Below are 15,846 nucleotides of genomic sequence, written 5' to 3' on the forward strand. Positions count from 1 at the left end.
ACGCTCCATGAAGATCGCGTTAAGGCTGGCGTCAGCCGGGGTGGAGTAAAACGGTCGTCGTACATCAACCGAGGAGGATGACGACATGAATTGGCTGGATTCCGAACACCGTTACGGGGCCGTCTCACGGGCCATTCACTGGAGCATGGCCACGCTGCTGATCCTGATGCTCGGCACGGAGTGGCTGGCGGAGCTCGTCGGGATGAGCGAGCGGGAGGCGATGGGGCTGCACAAGAGTGTCGGGGTGCTGCTGCTGGGGCTGCTGGTGTTCCGGCTGCTGTGGCGCCGGGTCAACCACGGCAGGCTTGAGGCCCATGCGCACTGGCAGTGGGCGGCCCGGCTGGGCCACCTGGCGCTCTACGCGGCGATGCTGCTGCTCCCCGTTAGCGGCCTGCTCGCTGCCCTGGGCAGTGGCCATGGCGTGGAGCTCTTCGGCCTGCCGCTGATCGTCCCCGGCGCCGAGGTCGAGTGGCTGGAGGAGGCCGCCGAGGAGACCCACGAGGTGCTGGCCAACCTGTTGTGGTTGCTGATCGGCGGGCACGTGCTGGCCAGCCTGGCGCACCAGTTCTGGCTGCGTGACCACACCTTGAAGCGTATGGCGTGAATGTCCTGCTACTGCTGCGTGATAATCGCCCCGGGGGCTTGCGCCTCCGGGGCGCGGCAGCTTGCCGTCAGGTCGAGGGCGTCATTCCGGACCTCGGACTCCACGCCGAGCAGCCCCAGCAGCGAATGGAACAGGTAGTCGTGGCTCAAGGCGCGATCGCTCTGGGCGGCCAGGCAGTCGTCATTGAGTCCGGCGGTTTCAGCGAAGTCATCGGAGGCCCACCACACCATGGGCACGCGGGTCTGTTCACGGGGAGCGATGGCGTAGGGCAGGCCGTGCAGATAGATCCCCTTCTCGCCCAGCGACTCCCCGTGGTCGGAGACGTACAGCATGGCCGTGGCCAGGGATTGGTTCCTCTCCAGCACGCCGATGATCCGGTCCAGCACATTGTCGGTATAGAGGATAGCGTTATCGTAGCCGTTGACGATCGCTTCCCGATCACACCGGGCCAGGTCGGCCGTATCGCAGGTAGGCGTGAAGGCCCGGAAGTCCTCCGGGTAGCGCTGGAAGTAGCTGGGGCCATGGTTGCCCAACATATGCAGCACGATCACCGTATCCTCGCGTATCTCGCCGAGGCGTCGGGCAAGTTTCTCGACCAGCACACCGTCGAGGCAGCCCTCCTCCCCACACAGCTCGGGATAGTCATCGGAGGAGGGTGCTGCCCGCTCCACGCCGTCGCAGACCCCCTTGCAGCCCGACTGGTTATCGATCCACACCACGCGATAGCCGGCGCGCTGCACCACGTCCAGCAGCGACTCGTGACTGCGGGTGAAGCGCTCGTCGTAGTCGTTTCGTCCCTGGGGGGAGAACATGCAGGGCAGCGAGACCGCGGTGCTGGTGCCGCAGCTGGCCACTTCACTGAAGTTGACCACGTCACGCTCGGCCAGCCGCGGGGTAGTCTGCCGGTCATAGCCGGAGAGCCCCCAGTTGGCGGCGCGCACCGTTTCGCCGACCACCAGCACCAGCAGGCGCGGGTTATTCTCGGCACTCGGCAGCCGCCGCGCATCCTCACCGATGGGCAAGCGATCCTCGGGCAGTGGCGGGGAGGCCGCCATCACCTGGCCGGTGGAGACGATGGCATTGCCGGGGGTGATCAGGTAGCGCAACTCGTGATGATTGCGCATCAGCGAGGAGAGGCTCTGGAAGGAGAGCAGCAGCGCCCCGACGAGCACGACGACACTACCCAGCCACCACAGTGCACCGGCCCCCAGGCCGCGCCGCCAGCTGCGGCGGCGCAGCGGCCAGCCCCACACCAGGGACAACGGCAGCAAACCGAACAGCAGCAGATTGAATGCCAGACCCGGGGTGAGCAGCTCACCGGCCTCCCGGGTGTCCGTCTGCAGCACGTTATCGATCATGTGGGTATCGAAGTAGGTGCCGTAGTGGCCGGTGAAATAGCTGACCGAGGCGGCGACCAGCACCAGGGCAGTCAGCAACGGCTTGACGGTCGCGCGGCCGACCAGCGGCAGGAAGACCACCAGGTGCAGTCCGGTCATCACCACCCCATAGCCGACCAGCTGGCCCCAGTCGCCGAGCCCCGTGGGTGACATGGCCTCGATCACCGCCGCCCAGAAGCGCTGGTTGTAGAAGAGTGTGAAACCCAGGCAGGCCAGCAGGGTCAGGGCCTGGGGAGAAAGTGCCGGCAGCCGGGAGCGGAACCGCCGGAGGCTGTCCAGGGGAGAGCGAGTGAACTCAGGCATGGGTGGAAGACTCGTGAGCAGAGTGAGTGACGGTCGTGAGCTCGCGCGCCGGCGATGGCAGTAGCAGGCTCGCCAGCGTGGCGCTGATCGTCCAACAGAGCATCAGCGTCCAGAGGTCGTGGGAGAGGAAGTGGGCGCCGCGCAGCTGCTGGGTGACACCGAAGAGGAGCCCGAGGCCCAGTCCGGTGGCCAGCCCCAGCCAGCGCAGACGTGGCCGCACGCTTCGCAAGCAGAAGTAGAGCGCGATCCAGGCGTAGCCGGCGCTAGCATGGCCGGCAGGGAAGCAGGCGGTATCCGGCATCCCGGCGGGCCGCCGCGTGAGCAGGCCGATGAAGGGCCAGTCACCGCCATAGCGGGCCAGGTCCCAGGGACACTCCATGGGCACCAGGTGCTTCACGGTCGAGACTGCGATCGTTGAGCCGGCTACCGCCAGGAACAGATACAGGAGGGGGCAGCGCCAGCGATGCAGAGGGCGGGCCATGAGACTGGCCAGCAACATCAGGATTACGCTGCCCCCCATCCACTGGCTGAGGGTTCGGCCACCGCGATGCAGCCAAGTCTCGAACAGCACATGCTGCTTCAGCGTCCAGCCCTCGCCCTGAAGGCGATAGAAGATATCGGCGAGACGGAAGTCGAGTCCCAGCCGGTCGATCACCAGCATCAGTGCCAGGAAGCCGGCCCAGGCCAGTGCCAGCCGCCGCAGGAGAATTACCGCGGTCAGCGGGCCGACATCTTGGGAGGGTGAGAGGGCGGGTGTCGGAGGTGTCATGGCAGCGTCCGGAAAGGCAACGCGGCCATGCTGACGGGTTCGCCTTAACGAACCCTTATGTCAGCGGTGAGCCGGTGGTGGGAGGGGTGAAGGCTTAGGCGTCTCGGGGCAGCATCGCCACGACACGCAGCCCACCCCCGGGAGCGGGGCCGAGATCGAGCGTGCCGCCGTGGCGGGCCAGCAGGCGCTCCACAATGGAGAGCCCCAGGCCGGCACCGGCTCCGGGGCCGACGCGATGGAAACGCTCGGTGACGCGCTCGAGCTCCGCGGCGGGGATTCCCGGGCCCTGGTCATCCACCTGCAGCATCAGACGCTCCGTACTGGCCTCCAGGGCCACCGTCACCCGGCCGCCATCCGGGCTATAGCGCAGGGCGTTGCCGACCAGGTTCTGTACCAGGATACCGATGGCGCCTGGCTCGGTGGCCAGTTGCCAGTCATCCGCCTCATCGGCGACAAGGTCCAGGGTCTGGTTTCGCTCGATGGCCAGGGGCGAGAGCTCGGCCAGCGCCTCGCGTACCTCGATCAGCAAGTTGCTCGCCACACGTGGCGCCGCCTCCTGCTCTACCTCCTCGGGCTCCAGGCGTGCCAGGGTCAGCAGCTGGGAGACCAGCCGGGTGGCTCGGGCCACGCCGCCGCGTAGCTCCTGCAGCGCCTCGTGGCGGTCGGCGGGGTCCTCGGCGGCCAGGGCGTTCTGGGCGTGCAGGTCGAGCACCGCCAGGGGAGTGCGCAGCTCGTGGGCGGCATCGGCGATAAAGCGCTTCTCGCGCACCCGCAGATGCCGGATGCGCTCCAGCAGACGATTCAGGGCGCCGACGATGGTGTCCAGTTCCCGGGGCAGGGGGTGCATCAGCAGCGGCTGCAGGTTGTGAGGGTCGCGCCGATGGATCGCCGCGGCCAGCCGCGATAGCGGACGCAACCCCCGGCCGGTGGCCCACCACAGCAGCAGCGCCAGCAGGGGCAGACCGATCAGGTCCGGCAGCAGGGTGCGCAGGGCCACGGCGCGGGTCAGCTCACCGCGCACGTCGTCGCGCTCGGCGACCATTACCCGCCGCGACGACTCGGGCAGATCGAGTATATAGACCCGCCAGTCATGACCCGCCTGCCGGCTGTTGGCATAGCCGGGGGGCGCATCGGTGAACGGCTCGGGCGGGGCGCTGGCCGACCGCAGTACCAGCCGATCATCTTCCCACAGCTGAAAGGCCAGCCTGCTCTCGTAACGGTGGCCGGCCAGGCGCTTGTCCGACTGCTCGGCTCGCAGCAGGGCACTCTCGAGGCTGGCCAGCAGTGCCTGTCGCTGCCCCTCCGGCAGTGGTGCCTGGATCAACCCTTCCAGCAGGCGGGCATTCTGGGCCAGGCTGGCATCATAGAGCTCCTCGATCTCGTGGGAGGCGTAGCGGTAGCTGACCAGACCGATGGCCAGCATGCTGACGCCGAATACCAGCAGTACCAGTCCCAGGGTACGGCGACGAATGGAGCTCACGCCCCGGCCTCCTGAGGCGCATGGTCCAGCACATAGCCGATGCCGCGTACCGTGCGGATCAGGCCGGGGAACAGCTTGCGACGCAGATGGTGGACATGCACCTCGATGGCATTGCTTTCCACATCCTCCTCCCAGCCGTAGATCAGGCGGGTTAGGGTATCGCGGGTAAAGACCCGCCCCGGATGACTCATGAACTCCTGAAGCAGGGTGAACTCACGGCGCGACAGGGTGATCTCCTGGCCCTGGTAGCTCACCTGTCGTCTGGTGGCGTCGAGCTGGATGCCGCGGCACTCCAGCAGCGGTGTGGCCTGGCCCTGGCTGCGGCGCAGCAGGGCGCGCAGCCGCGCCTTGAGCTCGGCGACCTCGAAGGGCTTGACCAGGTAGTCGTCGGCGCCGGCATCTAGGCCTTCGATACGGTCATCCACGGCATCCCGGGCGGTGAGCACCAGCACCGGCACCCGGTTGCCGCTTCGCCGCACGGCCTCCAGCACCCGCATGCCGTCGAGCCCCGGCAGGCCAAGATCGAGAATCACGGCATCGAAGGGCTCGTCGCCCTGCAGGGCGGCGAGGGCCATGGCCCCATCGCCAAGATGGTCCACGGTGTAGTGTTCTGGCTTGAGGGCCAGGCGGATGCCCGAGGCCAGGCTCGGGTCATCCTCGACCAGCAGGATGCGCATCGGTTGTTCATTTCTCCAGTTGCGACAGCAGGTGGCGGACTTCCTCGCGGCGGCCGGCATCGGCAAGCTCGCGGGTGGGCCGGGGCGGTGCCTGCAGGGCTTTCTCCAGGGCCTGGCGCGCCTCGGCATCGCGACCCTGCTGATGTAGATAGTCGCCCCAGAAGTAGAGGCTGTCGAGACCGTCGGGGTTGATCGCGAGGGCTCGCTTGAGGTGCCACTCGGCCTTGTCGTCGTCACCGAAGCCGATCGGCCAGCCCGGCACCTGGTAGTAGAGGGCTCCCAGGCTGGTATAGGCGGAGCCGTTCAGTGCCATCGGGTCCCGCGACAGGGCGGCCTCCAGATAGCCGCGGGCCTGCTTGACCAGGCCGAGTGCAGCCAGCCCGCCTTCGGCGCCGGCCTGGGTGGAGCGCACGATACCGGCCCAGATCAGCAATTCGGCAGAGTCGGGATAGTCGGCCAGCTGGCGCTCGGCCTCCTTGCCCAGTTCGTCCAGCGCCTTCACCTGCTGGTCTTCGGGCAGTTCGTAGCGGATCTCGGCCCAGCGGCCCTGCAGTCGAGCCACGCTTCTGTCGGCGCCACCGTCATCGCTCGCGGCAAGCAGGGCCATGCTGGGCAGCCCGCCGAGGCTGGCTACAAGCAGCGTGGCGGCAAGGTGGAGGCGGGGTAGGCGGGAGAGTCGTCGAGTGTTCATGGTGTGGTCTCCGAAGTGCCGAGGAAGCGGCGGATGACGGGAAGCTGGCGCGCCAGGGCGTGGTCGACCACGCTCGGTAACAGGGCATTGAGGCGCACGAAGAGCCGTTCGGGGCCGCCCAGCTGGGCCTCCTGGCGACCGCGCTCCACGGCTTTGCGTACCGCCTGGGCCACCTGAGCGGGACTATCCATGGCGTTGCCCAGAGCCGCGTTCATGGCCTCCACCTCGGGGGCGTTCATGGCGGTGCGGGTGGCCCGGGGCGAGACATGCAGCACCCGCACCCGAGTGTCGGCGAGCTCCCGGCGCAGGGCCTGGCTGAAACCGCGCAGGGCGAACTTGGTGGCGCAGTAGCCGACCTGTCCGGGATAGCCCAGGGTGCCGAAGGTGGAGCCCAGGGTGATCACCCAGCCCTGGCGCGCCGCCATCAGCTGGGGAAGCAGGGCGCGGGTCAGCTGCAGGGTGGCGGTAAGGTTGAGGGTAATGAGTCGCTCGAGATCGGCATCGGAGCCCTCGGTGAACAGTGCCGCCCGGTTCACGCCGGCGGCGTTGATCAGCATGTTGCAACCCGCTCGTCGGGCCGCGGCCACCAGCTGCTGGCGCTCCTCGGCACGGGTCAGATCGGCGGGCAGCGCGGTGATCCGGTCGGGGTGGCGGGCCGCCGTGGTCTCGAGGTCCTCCACCCGGCGGCCGGTAATCAGCAGCTGGGCGCCGGCGGCGGCCAGCTCGTCCACCAGTGCCTGGCCGATACCGCCGCTGGCCCCGGTGATCAGTACCCGCTGGGCGGGCCAGCCTCCTTCGGGTAGCCGAGGGTGTCGGGTGCGGCGATCAGACCAGCGCATCGGTGAACTCCTGGGCGGTATTGCCGCCGGCACAGCGTGCCTCGACGCCGCGGAACATGGCGCCGTAGAGGCGGTAGACCACTCGTGCGGTGTCGATCACAGCCGCCAGGTCCTGCTCCTCCAGGCGGTTCACCAGCCCTTCGAAGAAGGCCAGGTGGCCGATATCCAGGCTACCGTGGGAGGTCAGGTAGCGTACCGCCTCGTCGGGGAGGCCGAGGCTTGCCTGCAGTCGTTCGGCGGCCTGGGTGGCCAGCGCCGTGCTGGTGCCTTCCAGTACCTGGACCATGCCGAAGAAGCCCACCGGCTGACCATGTTCGATCTCATCGCGCACGGCGGCCACCATCAGCCGGGTGGCAGGATCCGCCGGCCGTGCGGCGGCCGCCGCGGGGTCACCACCGGTGGCGCGGATGTCGTCGAGAATCCACTGCTCGTGGCCATGCTCCTCCTCGATATACTCCACCAGGGCGCCGCGCAGCCATTCCAGCCGTTCCGGCAGGCGGGCGCCACAGGCCATCATCAGTGGCACCGTGAAGCGGACGTGGTGATAGGCCTGGCCGAGGAAGGCGAGGTACTCGTCACGGCTGACCTGGCCGGCCAGGGCGCGAGTCAGCAGCGGGGTGGAAAGCAGCCATTCGCGCTCATGGCGGGTGGCGTGCTGTAGTTGCTGATAGGGGGTCATGGGGTCACTCCTTGCATCGTCTGGGAAGGGTGGGACTCGTGCCGAGTAGGGGCGGCGCGCAGCCAGTCGCCATGGGCGCGGAGGATGGCGTCGCGACGCAGACGGCCATTGGCCGTCAGCTGCTGGTTGTGAGGGGTGAAGGGGGCACTGCGGCGCCACTCGTGGATTCGGGCGTAGTCGGGCAGACCGGCATTGGCCTCGGCCACTGCGGCGGCCAGCGTGGCGTCGTCGATCGCGGGAGAGGCGGGCACCAGCAGCGCACGGTTGATGGGCAGCGCCTCGCCGTGAACCAGCGCCTGGGCGATGGCAGGGCAGGCGCAGAGCTCGCCCTCCACCCACTGAGGATTGACGTTGCGCCCATAGGCGGTGATGAAGACCTCGCGACGACGTCCCCCCAGTACCAGGGCGCCGCTGGCCCAGTGCCCAAGGTCACCGGTGGCATGCCAGGCCGAGGCAGACGCCGGCTCACCGAGATAGCCGAGCTGGATGGCACCACGCACCCACACCTCGCCCGCGTCATCGATGCGCACCTCGGCATGGGGCAGTGGGCGGCCGACGCCGTGGGCGGGTTCGCCGGTGCGATTGAGACTCACCACCGAGGCGCATTCCGAGAGGCCATAGCCCTCGAAGACCGGCCAGCCACCGCGTCGGGCCCGTGCCAGCAGGGAGTCGGCGACCCGGGCGCCACCCACCGCCACGAACCGCAGGCTCTCGGGGGCCCTGGGTCGCGCCTCCACCAGCGCCTGGAGGAGCTGGGGAACCAGAATCAGGCTGTGGGGACGACAGGCGTCGAGGGTAGCCAGCGCTCGGTACGGGTCGAAGCCGCTGGCACCGCGCCAGCCCAGCGTCTCGACCCCGGGCAGAAAAACGCGGCCACCCAGCCACAGTGGCACATAGAGGCCGCCGATATTCTCCAGCAGGGTGGAGAGCGGCAGCATCGCCAGGTGGCGCTCTATGGCCAGCGGTGCCACTGCTTCGGCGATACTGGTAGCCACCGTAAGCGGCGCCGTGGCGTCGAGGCAGACCCCCTTGGGGGCACCGCTGGTGCCGGAGGTGAAGGTGATGCGCCTGGTACCAGGATGCAGAGTCGGGGGAACGACGACGCGCCGGCTGGCGATGGCCGGGTCGCGGCTGCTCTGGAAGCCATGGGCTTCGCCGCCGGGGCCGATCCAGGTGTCCAGCCCGGCGGCGGCGACCAGGTGGCGGCGCTGGGCAGCACTGAAGAAGCTGGGAACCGGTACCGCCACCCGCTCATCCTGTAGCAGCGCCAGATCCCATAGCGCCCAGTCGATGCCGTTGTCCAGGGCCAGGGCGACCCGCCGGGCGTTGGCTGCGTGCAGGCGTCGCCGGCGGGACGCGATTTCGCTTATCAGCTCGTCCCAGGGGAGTCGGCGGTGACCGTCGTCCAGCGCGATATCAGACCGCCGATCGGTGGCATGGCGGACCAGCCGTTCCTGCAGGGCGTCAGGCGTGGTGCGCATGGGCCACCTCCGCCGGGCAAAGGCGGGAGGGAAGCAGGCCGCGTTCGCTCAGCTGGCGGTGGGCGCGGTGCAGGTCACCGGCCATTATCCAGGGTTGGCGCTCGTAGTAGCGTCCCCAGCTGGCCTGCTCGTCACCGAGTCGTGTCGGGTCGGCGACCATCACCGGCTCGAGAGAAAGGCCCAGGCGACGAATGGCGTTGGCCACCTCCGGCGTGGCGGTGAACAGCAGCCAGCCGATACCCTCGTGGCCGAGCTGGTCCACCAGGTGCAGGAAGAGCTGGCACTGCAGGCCGGGACGGCGGCTGGCCAGGTTGCCGATCTCGGCGACCCGGTGACGGTCCACGGGCTGGGCGAAGCGCTCGGTCAGCAGGTGTTCGGCACTGACATCCAGGTAGCGCTCCTGGAAAAGCGGGCCGCTTGCCGCTGCACGCACTCCGACCGCCGCCTGGGGCCACTCGCCCTGCCACAGGCCGAACAGCCGCGGCAGCAGGTGGGTGATGGTGGCGCCATGCTCTTCGGCGAAGCGGCGTCGGACCAGGTGTTCCAGGCGTCGGCGACGGGTCCAGTGGTGTGCTTCTTGCCACTCCAGCGGTGAGATAGCTGGGATGACGGCGGGAAGGTCCACCGATGGTCGGCGACAGGGGACGGGGGAGAGAACGAGATCGGGGTGTGGCATGGGGGCGTCTCCATGACGTGTCACCCATACTCTGGTTCCGGTAACTTAACGTCCGCTTAAGGGCGGCAGAAATTCCGACCTCGACGATTCAGGCGCGGATGTAGACACGCTCCTCGGTCAGTCGCACGCCAGGCGGATGCCCGAGGCCAGGCTCGGGTCATCCTCGACCAGCACGATGAATGTCGGCTCTTCGCTTCCTGTGGCTGGCCTCCCTTCGGAACCGACTTGCCAGGTTGGACGTCAGGGTGCCAGGGCGGCGGCGCCAAGGAAGCGCTCCTGCCAGTAGGCGATCTCCACCGGCGAGGTCTCCACTCGGCGGCCACGACCGGGAGCGTGGATCATCTGCCCATTGCCGCGATAGATGCCGACATGGCTGGCCTTGCCGCCTCCGCTGGTGTCGAAGAACAGCAGGTCGCCCGGGCGGGCGCGGTCCACCTTCGGCAGCCGACGAAACTGATCGTCGGCGGTGCGTGGGACGGCAAGGCCCGCGGCCCGGTAGGCCAGTTGGACCAGGCCCGAACAGTCGACGCCGGAGGGCGAGTTGCCGCCGAAGCGATAGGGCGTGCCGAGGGTGCGCTCGGCCGCGGCGAGTATCAGCACGCGATCGATGGAGAGCCCCTCGTGAGGCGGCGGGTCTTCTACCGCCAGCTGCTTGCCGGCACAGCCGGTAAGCAGCATCAGGGTCATCAGTAGAACGACCAGCCGTGTCGATATCGGAGGCAGGTGAGCGGAGAGGGCAGGGGGCATTCGGGCTCCATGCGGGCGGCAAGTTTGCCCCTAGCCTAGACCGCCGGCTTCATTAACGAAAGGCGATGCGCGTGCCATAGGCAAGCATTTCATCGGGGGTCACGGCATGGCCGGGCACCCCGATCATCTCGTCGCCGCACTGATCGGACCAGGTCAACACCCCATGACTTAGTCCCAGGTTGCCAAGCAGGTCGCGAATCTCTCCGGTCCCGAGAAAGGTGCGAGTGTTGCCCTTGGCGTCGGCGAGCTCACAGACGCCTGTGCTGTGATGAAAGCGCACCGTATAGATGCCGTCCATCGACTCTATCTCGACGACAGGTGTGAAGCCGTGACTCAGGGCGTTGGCCAGCTGTTTCAGGGTGATACGGTCGTGAAGGTCGTAGGCGTGGGCGTTCATGGGCAGGCCTCGAAGGTTGATCCAGCCGAACGGCTAGTGGAAAACATCATCCCTGTATAGGAAGTGTAGAACTATTGTGGCGCCATACAAGCAGGATTTGGCCATTTTCTGGCAATTTTCGGAGGGGAAGCATGTGAAAGTAATGCGTTGTATAGCTTTTATATACAGTGCTGATGTATCGCTGCTGTGTATCCTGCTTGCTCCGCGTGATTCGGGTGGAAACCTGCCGTCGTCGCCCCCATGTCTATGCTCACATTCGCGCAATACAGGAGAGACCCATGAGCTTTCAGGGTGAACAGCATCCCGGGGTAAAGGCCCCCACGGCCGAGACCGATGGCTTCCGCCTCAATCACACCATGCTGCGGGTCAAGGATCCCGAGAAGGCCCTGGCCTTCTACTCGCGGGTGTTCGGCATGTCGGTGGTGCGCCGCCTCGATTTCGAGGAGATGCAGTTCTCGCTCTACTTTCTGGCGCGGCTGGAGAAGGACGACGTCGTGCCCGAAGAGGCCGGCCAGCGTACCGTCTGGACCTTCAGCCAGAAGGGGCTGCTGGAACTGACCCACAACTGGGGCACCGAAGAGCAGCAGGACTTCGCCTATTACGACGGCAATGCCGAGCCCCAGGGCTTCGGGCATATCTGCTTCAGTGTGCCGGATCTCGAGGCGGCCGAGGCATGGTTCGACGCCAACGATGTCGAGTTCATCAAGCGCTCCGATCAGGGCAAGATGAAGAACGTGGTGTTCGTGAAGGACGCCGATGGCTACTGGATCGAGGTGGTTCAGGCCGACCGTCTTGCCGCGATGGGCGACTGAGGTCGCGCCGGCGGAGGGGCGCTTCGTGGAAGTTGGCGTTTTTGCCCTCCACGTTGGAGGGCGATAAGGTAAGTTCATGACCATTCATGGCATGATCTGCCAAGGAGTATTGATGAATCTGCCACGTCGTCCTATCACCCTTGCCCTGGCTGGCGCCTTGCTGACCGCTCCGCTGGCCATGACTGCTCAGGCCGAGGAGCCAGCCGAGGTACGCTTCTCCGTGCCGCCCTGGCCCGGGGTGACGGTCAAGACCGAGCTCGCCTCACAGCTGCTGAATGCACTGGGGTACGAGAGTCAGTCACAGGAGGTGGGCTCCACCATCACCTATCAGGCGCTGGCCCAGGGTGAGCTCGACGCCTTCCTGGCCGCCTGGCTGCCGGCCCAGCAGGGCATGTACGACACCGCCATGCAGAGCGACAATCCGCTGGTCGACCTGGGCACCAACGTAGACGGTGCACGGCTGGGCTTCGTGGTACCCACCTACGTCTATGACGAAGGCTATACCTCGGCCGAGGATCTCTGCAGTGAAGAGCTGCGGGACAAGGCCGGCGGTACGCTCTACTCCATCGAGGTGGGCTCGGGTACCAGCGAACTGCTGGCCGGGATGCAGGACAACGGCACCTACTGTCTCGATGAGTGGCGTCTGTCCGAGACCTCCACCACCGGCATGTTCAGCCAGGCCAAGGCGAGCATGGATAGAGACGAGTGGATCGTCTTCTATGCCTGGACGCCCCACTGGGCAAGCATCGAGTATGACATTCGCTTCCTCGATGACCCTGAAGATGCCTGGGGGCCGGATGGTGGCCGCAGCGACGTTATCTCGCTGGTTACCAGCCGCTTCGCTGAAGGAAACCCCAATGCTACTCGGCTGCTCGACCAGCTGGTATTCAGCGCCGATGACCAGAGTGCGATGATCTACGGCTTCAGCTACGAGGAGCGTCCGCCCGAGGAGGTGGCCCTGGAGTGGCTGCGCAACAATCCCGAGCGGGTCAAGGCCTTCCTGGAGGGCGTGACCACCCGTGATGGGGAACAGGACGCCTGGCCGGTGGTTCAGGAAGCGCTGGAGATTCCCGACGCCTGAACCGGTCGCTGAGGCGCTGCCCATCGTTGCCGTATCGAGGCCGCCTACGGGCGGCCTCGATGCTTTGGAAGCATCGTGAACCAGCGTCACGCCGTTCGGCGACGGTCCTGGCGCGCGGCGGGAGTGCCTGATCCGATGGGCTTACACAGCTAGAGTGCCCAGCGGCGCAGCAGGTTGTGGTAGACCCCGGTCAGCTGGATGCTGGTGGCGTGGTCGGCCCCGAGCTGCTGGTGGGTCTGCTGGATGGCCGTGTCCAGGTCAAACAGCAGGCTGCGTTGGCCCTCGTCGCGCACCATGCTCTGAATCCAGAAGAAGGCGCCGAGGCGTGCGCCACGGGTCACCGGGGTGACCCGGTGCAGGCTGGAGGCGGGATAGAGGATCAGGTCTCCCGCCGGCAGCTTGACGCTGTGCGCGCCATAGGTGTCCTCGACGACCAGCTCGCCGCCGTCATAGCTCTCCGGCTCGCTGAAGAACAGTGTGGCCGACAGATCGGTGCGCAGGTACTCGCCGCGCTGGCGATCCATGCGCATGGCGTTGTCCACATGCAGTCCGAACGACTGCCCGCCCTGATAGCAGTTGAACAGCGGCGGAAATATCCTGGCCGGCAGGGCACCGGCGACAAACAGCGGATGGCGCTCCAGTGCCGCCAGCACCACCCTGCTCAGCCGCTGGGCCACCTCGGTCTCCTCCGGCAGCTGCAGATTGTTCTTGGCCAGAGCCGACTGGAAGCCGGCGGTGGACTTGCCGTCCTGCCAGGGCGCCTGGAGGAGCAGCTCTCGGCACTCGGCGACCTGCGCCTGATCGAGCACCTCGGGGATATGCAGCATCATGGGTCACGACCCTCTTGAATGAAGCGTGCCCGACCCCTGGGTGGGGTCGGGCGAGGAAAGACAACGGGCGTCACGGCCGGTTGATCAGAAACGCTGGATCAGAAGCGATAGTCGAGGGTCAGGATGCCCGCGCGACCGTCGCCGATCTCCACCGCCGAGCTGCGCGATGCGGTGCCGGGGCGCGGACGCACGCGCTCGACATACTCCTCGTCGAACAGGTTGTTGACGTTGAACTGGGCGCTGAGGTTGTCGGTCACCCGATAGGCCAGCATGGCGTTGTGCAGCCAGTAGCTGTCCACGGTGCCGGCCACGTCGGAGGCGACCTGTCGCTCCCCCACATAGCGGGCGCCATAGCCCAGCTGGAGGTCCGGGGCGATATCGTAGGTCGTCCACAGGTTGAAGCTGTGATCCGGCGTGTTGCCAAGGGAGTGACCGACGGGGTCGCGGCCGTTGGCCTGAGGCTCGGCGATCGACTTGCGTGTCTCGCTGTCGAGATAGGTGTAGTTGGCATAGACGCCCCAGGCATCGGTGAGCTGGCCGGTGACGCCCAGCTCGACCCCCTGTACCCGCTGCTCGCCGGCCAGCCGGAGGTCGTCGTTGGCATCCTGCTCACGCACGTTGTCATTGTCGACCCGGAACAGCGCACCCTCCAGGCCCAGCCGACCCTCCATGAACTCCCACTTGGTGCCCAGCTCCCAGGTCGAGCTCTCCTCGGGCGACAGGTTCTCGCCACCATTGCCCCGGGGCAGGCCGCCCGAGGTGGCCAGGTTTTCCGCGGAGGGGGCAAAGGAGGTGCCGTAGGCGAGGTAGACGCGGCCGTTGTCTGCCGGCTTGTAGACCACCCCGGCGCGCCCGCTGAGCTCCTTGTCGCGGGTGGATTGGCGCTCGTTGCTCTCCTTGTCGATCGCCTCGCCGTCGATCCAGTCGTGGCGCAGGCCCAGGCTCAGGTCCCACTGCGGGTCCAGGGTGATGGTGTCGAACACATAGAGTGCCTGATTATTCAGCGTCGCCTCGTCGGCGCCACGCGGCGTATAGGTGGTGTCGCCGTCCCAGCGGCCCGGCGGGTTGGAGAGGTCATAGCCGCCGTCGGGATAGGGGTGCGCGTCGCTACCCAGACCCAGATTGGAGGCGGTGCGATCGTAGGTCTCGCGGGATACCTCGGCACCCACCAGCAGCTCATGCTCGAAGCCCGCGGTGTCGAAGCGGGTGGTCAGGTGGGTCTGGTTGATCCACATCTCCGTGGTCACGTCCCGTCGGTAGGCCTGGGGGCCGGCCGGCTCGTAGTGTCCCGGTAGCAGGCCGGGAGCGGTGCGATCGACATGCGCCGCCGAGATGGTGGTGTCCCGGTCGAGATGGGTGTAGCGCGTCTTGTTCTCCAGCCAGGTCCTGTCGCTGACATCGTGCTCCAGGGTGAGCGTGGCGATATTGCTCTCGATCCTCTCCTCGTCGAGGTCGCGCCAGCCGTAGTAGGCCTCGTGATCGACGCCGGACAGCACCTTGCCGTTCTCCGCCGGCAGGCCGTAGTCCGGCAGGTTGTCATCCTTCTGGTAGACATAGCTCAGGGTCGCACGGGTGGCATCGCTCAGCCCCAGGGTCAGCGAGGGTGCGATGCCAAGGCGCTCGCGACCGATATCATCGCGGCCCGGCACGTCATTTTCATGGGCCATCAGGTTCAGGCGCAGGGCACTGCCTTGCCCCACGCCATCCAGCGTCTGGTTGGCATCGAGGGTCAGGCGGCGGTAGTCGTCGCTGCCCAGCCCCAGGCCGGCATCCACGAAGCTGCGGTTCTTGGGGGTCTTGCTGATCATGTTGACCACCCCGCCGGCGGTGCCCGCGCCGCCGAATACCGAACTCGGGCCCTTGATCACCTCGACGCGCTCGGTGTTGAACATGTCGGTGCGGTTGTTCTGGCTGCTGTCGCGCAGGCCATCCACCTTCATGTTGGCGTTGGCACTGAAGCCGCGGATGTTGATCTTGTCACCCGAGCCGCCGCCGCCCTCGCCGGCGTCGAAGGTGATGCCCGACACATTGGAGAGCACCTGGCGCAGGCTCAGCGCCTGCTGCTCCTCGATCACCTGCTCGGGCACCACGCTGACCGTCTGGGGCGTATCCAGCAGCGGCTTGACGTACTTGCCGGATGCCGAACGCTCGCTCTTGTAGCCGGTATCGCTGTACTCGCCGATTACCGTCAGCGATTCGAGCTCTATCGCCTCACTGGACTGGGCGATGGCGGGGGCGGCGGCCGACGCCATGGCAAGACCCGCCGCCGAGGCCAGCAGACGGTAGGGGGAGCGTTGGACAGATGTGATACCAGGTTTCACTGCACAGTTCCTTGTCAGGGGAGGTGGTGGAAGAGAACTATTATCAGAAAGCGACACATTCT

16 protein-coding genes are annotated in these 15,846 nt (G+C 66.9%); 3 read left to right on the forward strand and 13 right to left on the reverse strand.

The features are described from left to right. Positions 1-85 precede the first annotated feature (85 nt). On the forward strand, positions 86-604 hold the full coding sequence (locus Q0894_RS02975) for a cytochrome b/b6 domain-containing protein (RefSeq protein WP_299231355.1): 519 nt from the start codon (positions 86-88) through the stop codon (positions 602-604). Positions 605-612: 8 nt separating this feature from the next. On the opposite strand, the gene Q0894_RS02980 is transcribed toward Q0894_RS02975, so the two are convergent. The 11 genes from Q0894_RS02980 to Q0894_RS03030 all read right to left on the reverse strand — a co-directional run bounded on the left by Q0894_RS02980 (position 613) and on the right by Q0894_RS03030 (position 10,740). Next, positions 613-2,304 (reverse strand): phosphoethanolamine--lipid A transferase, encoded by a 1,692-nt coding sequence (locus Q0894_RS02980; RefSeq protein WP_299231356.1) that lies wholly within the window; start codon positions 2,302-2,304, stop codon positions 613-615. After that, entirely contained in the window at positions 2,297-3,073 is a 777-nt protein-coding gene (locus Q0894_RS02985; protein WP_299231358.1) for a phosphatase PAP2 family protein, read from the reverse strand. The genes Q0894_RS02980 and Q0894_RS02985 overlap by 8 nt, the downstream gene beginning before the upstream one ends. 94 nt (positions 3,074-3,167) lie before the next feature. Next, positions 3,168-4,553, reverse strand: coding sequence for an ATP-binding protein (locus Q0894_RS02990; RefSeq protein ID WP_299231360.1), 1,386 nt, complete (start codon positions 4,551-4,553; stop codon positions 3,168-3,170). Beyond that, entirely contained in the window at positions 4,550-5,230 is a 681-nt protein-coding gene (locus Q0894_RS02995; RefSeq protein ID WP_299231362.1) for a response regulator transcription factor, read from the reverse strand. Before Q0894_RS02995 ends, Q0894_RS02990 begins: the two co-directional genes overlap by 4 nt. Positions 5,231-5,237: 7 nt before the next feature. After that, positions 5,238-5,921, reverse strand: a complete 684-nt coding sequence (locus tag Q0894_RS03000; RefSeq protein WP_299231364.1) for a hypothetical protein — start codon at positions 5,919-5,921, stop codon at positions 5,238-5,240. Continuing rightward, positions 5,918-6,760, reverse strand: coding sequence for an SDR family oxidoreductase (locus Q0894_RS03005; protein WP_299231366.1), 843 nt, complete (start codon positions 6,758-6,760; stop codon positions 5,918-5,920). Before Q0894_RS03005 ends, Q0894_RS03000 begins: the two co-directional genes overlap by 4 nt. Then, positions 6,747-7,439: an iron-containing redox enzyme family protein gene (locus tag Q0894_RS03010; protein ID WP_299231368.1), complete on the reverse strand. Its 693-nt coding sequence runs from the start codon at positions 7,437-7,439 to the stop codon at positions 6,747-6,749. The genes Q0894_RS03005 and Q0894_RS03010 overlap by 14 nt, the downstream gene beginning before the upstream one ends. Then, positions 7,436-8,920 (reverse strand): AMP-binding protein, encoded by a 1,485-nt coding sequence (locus Q0894_RS03015; protein ID WP_299231370.1) that lies wholly within the window; start codon positions 8,918-8,920, stop codon positions 7,436-7,438. The genes Q0894_RS03010 and Q0894_RS03015 overlap by 4 nt, the downstream gene beginning before the upstream one ends. Further along, complete coding sequence (locus Q0894_RS03020; protein ID WP_299231371.1) at positions 8,904-9,596, reverse strand: thermostable hemolysin; 693 nt, start codon at positions 9,594-9,596, stop codon at positions 8,904-8,906. The genes Q0894_RS03015 and Q0894_RS03020 overlap by 17 nt, the downstream gene beginning before the upstream one ends. A 240-nt stretch (positions 9,597-9,836) precedes the next feature. Further along, entirely contained in the window at positions 9,837-10,343 is a 507-nt protein-coding gene (locus Q0894_RS03025; protein WP_299231374.1) for a C40 family peptidase, read from the reverse strand. A 52-nt stretch (positions 10,344-10,395) separates the two neighbouring features. Then, positions 10,396-10,740, reverse strand: coding sequence for a hypothetical protein (locus Q0894_RS03030; RefSeq protein WP_299231376.1), 345 nt, complete (start codon positions 10,738-10,740; stop codon positions 10,396-10,398). Between the two features lie 278 nt (positions 10,741-11,018). On the opposite strand from Q0894_RS03030, the gene gloA reads away from it, so the two are divergent. Together gloA and Q0894_RS03040 are read left to right on the forward strand one after the other, a co-directional pair. After that, complete coding sequence (gloA, locus tag Q0894_RS03035; RefSeq protein ID WP_299231378.1) at positions 11,019-11,552, forward strand: lactoylglutathione lyase; 534 nt, start codon at positions 11,019-11,021, stop codon at positions 11,550-11,552. A 112-nt stretch (positions 11,553-11,664) separates the two neighbouring features. Beyond that, positions 11,665-12,633: an ABC transporter substrate-binding protein gene (locus tag Q0894_RS03040; protein ID WP_299231380.1), complete on the forward strand. Its 969-nt coding sequence runs from the start codon at positions 11,665-11,667 to the stop codon at positions 12,631-12,633. A gap of 149 nt (positions 12,634-12,782) precedes the next feature. Here the strand turns inward: Q0894_RS03040 and Q0894_RS03045 are convergent, their stop codons facing one another. Further along, positions 12,783-13,463, reverse strand: coding sequence for a Fe2+-dependent dioxygenase (locus Q0894_RS03045; protein WP_299231382.1), 681 nt, complete (start codon positions 13,461-13,463; stop codon positions 12,783-12,785). Between the two features lie 98 nt (positions 13,464-13,561). Continuing rightward, entirely contained in the window at positions 13,562-15,784 is a 2,223-nt protein-coding gene (locus Q0894_RS03050) for a TonB-dependent siderophore receptor (RefSeq protein WP_299231384.1), read from the reverse strand. Positions 15,785-15,846 lie beyond the last annotated feature (62 nt).

The organism is uncultured Halomonas sp. (assembly GCF_947501415.1).
Classification (GTDB): Bacteria; Pseudomonadota; Gammaproteobacteria; order Pseudomonadales; family Halomonadaceae; genus Halomonas.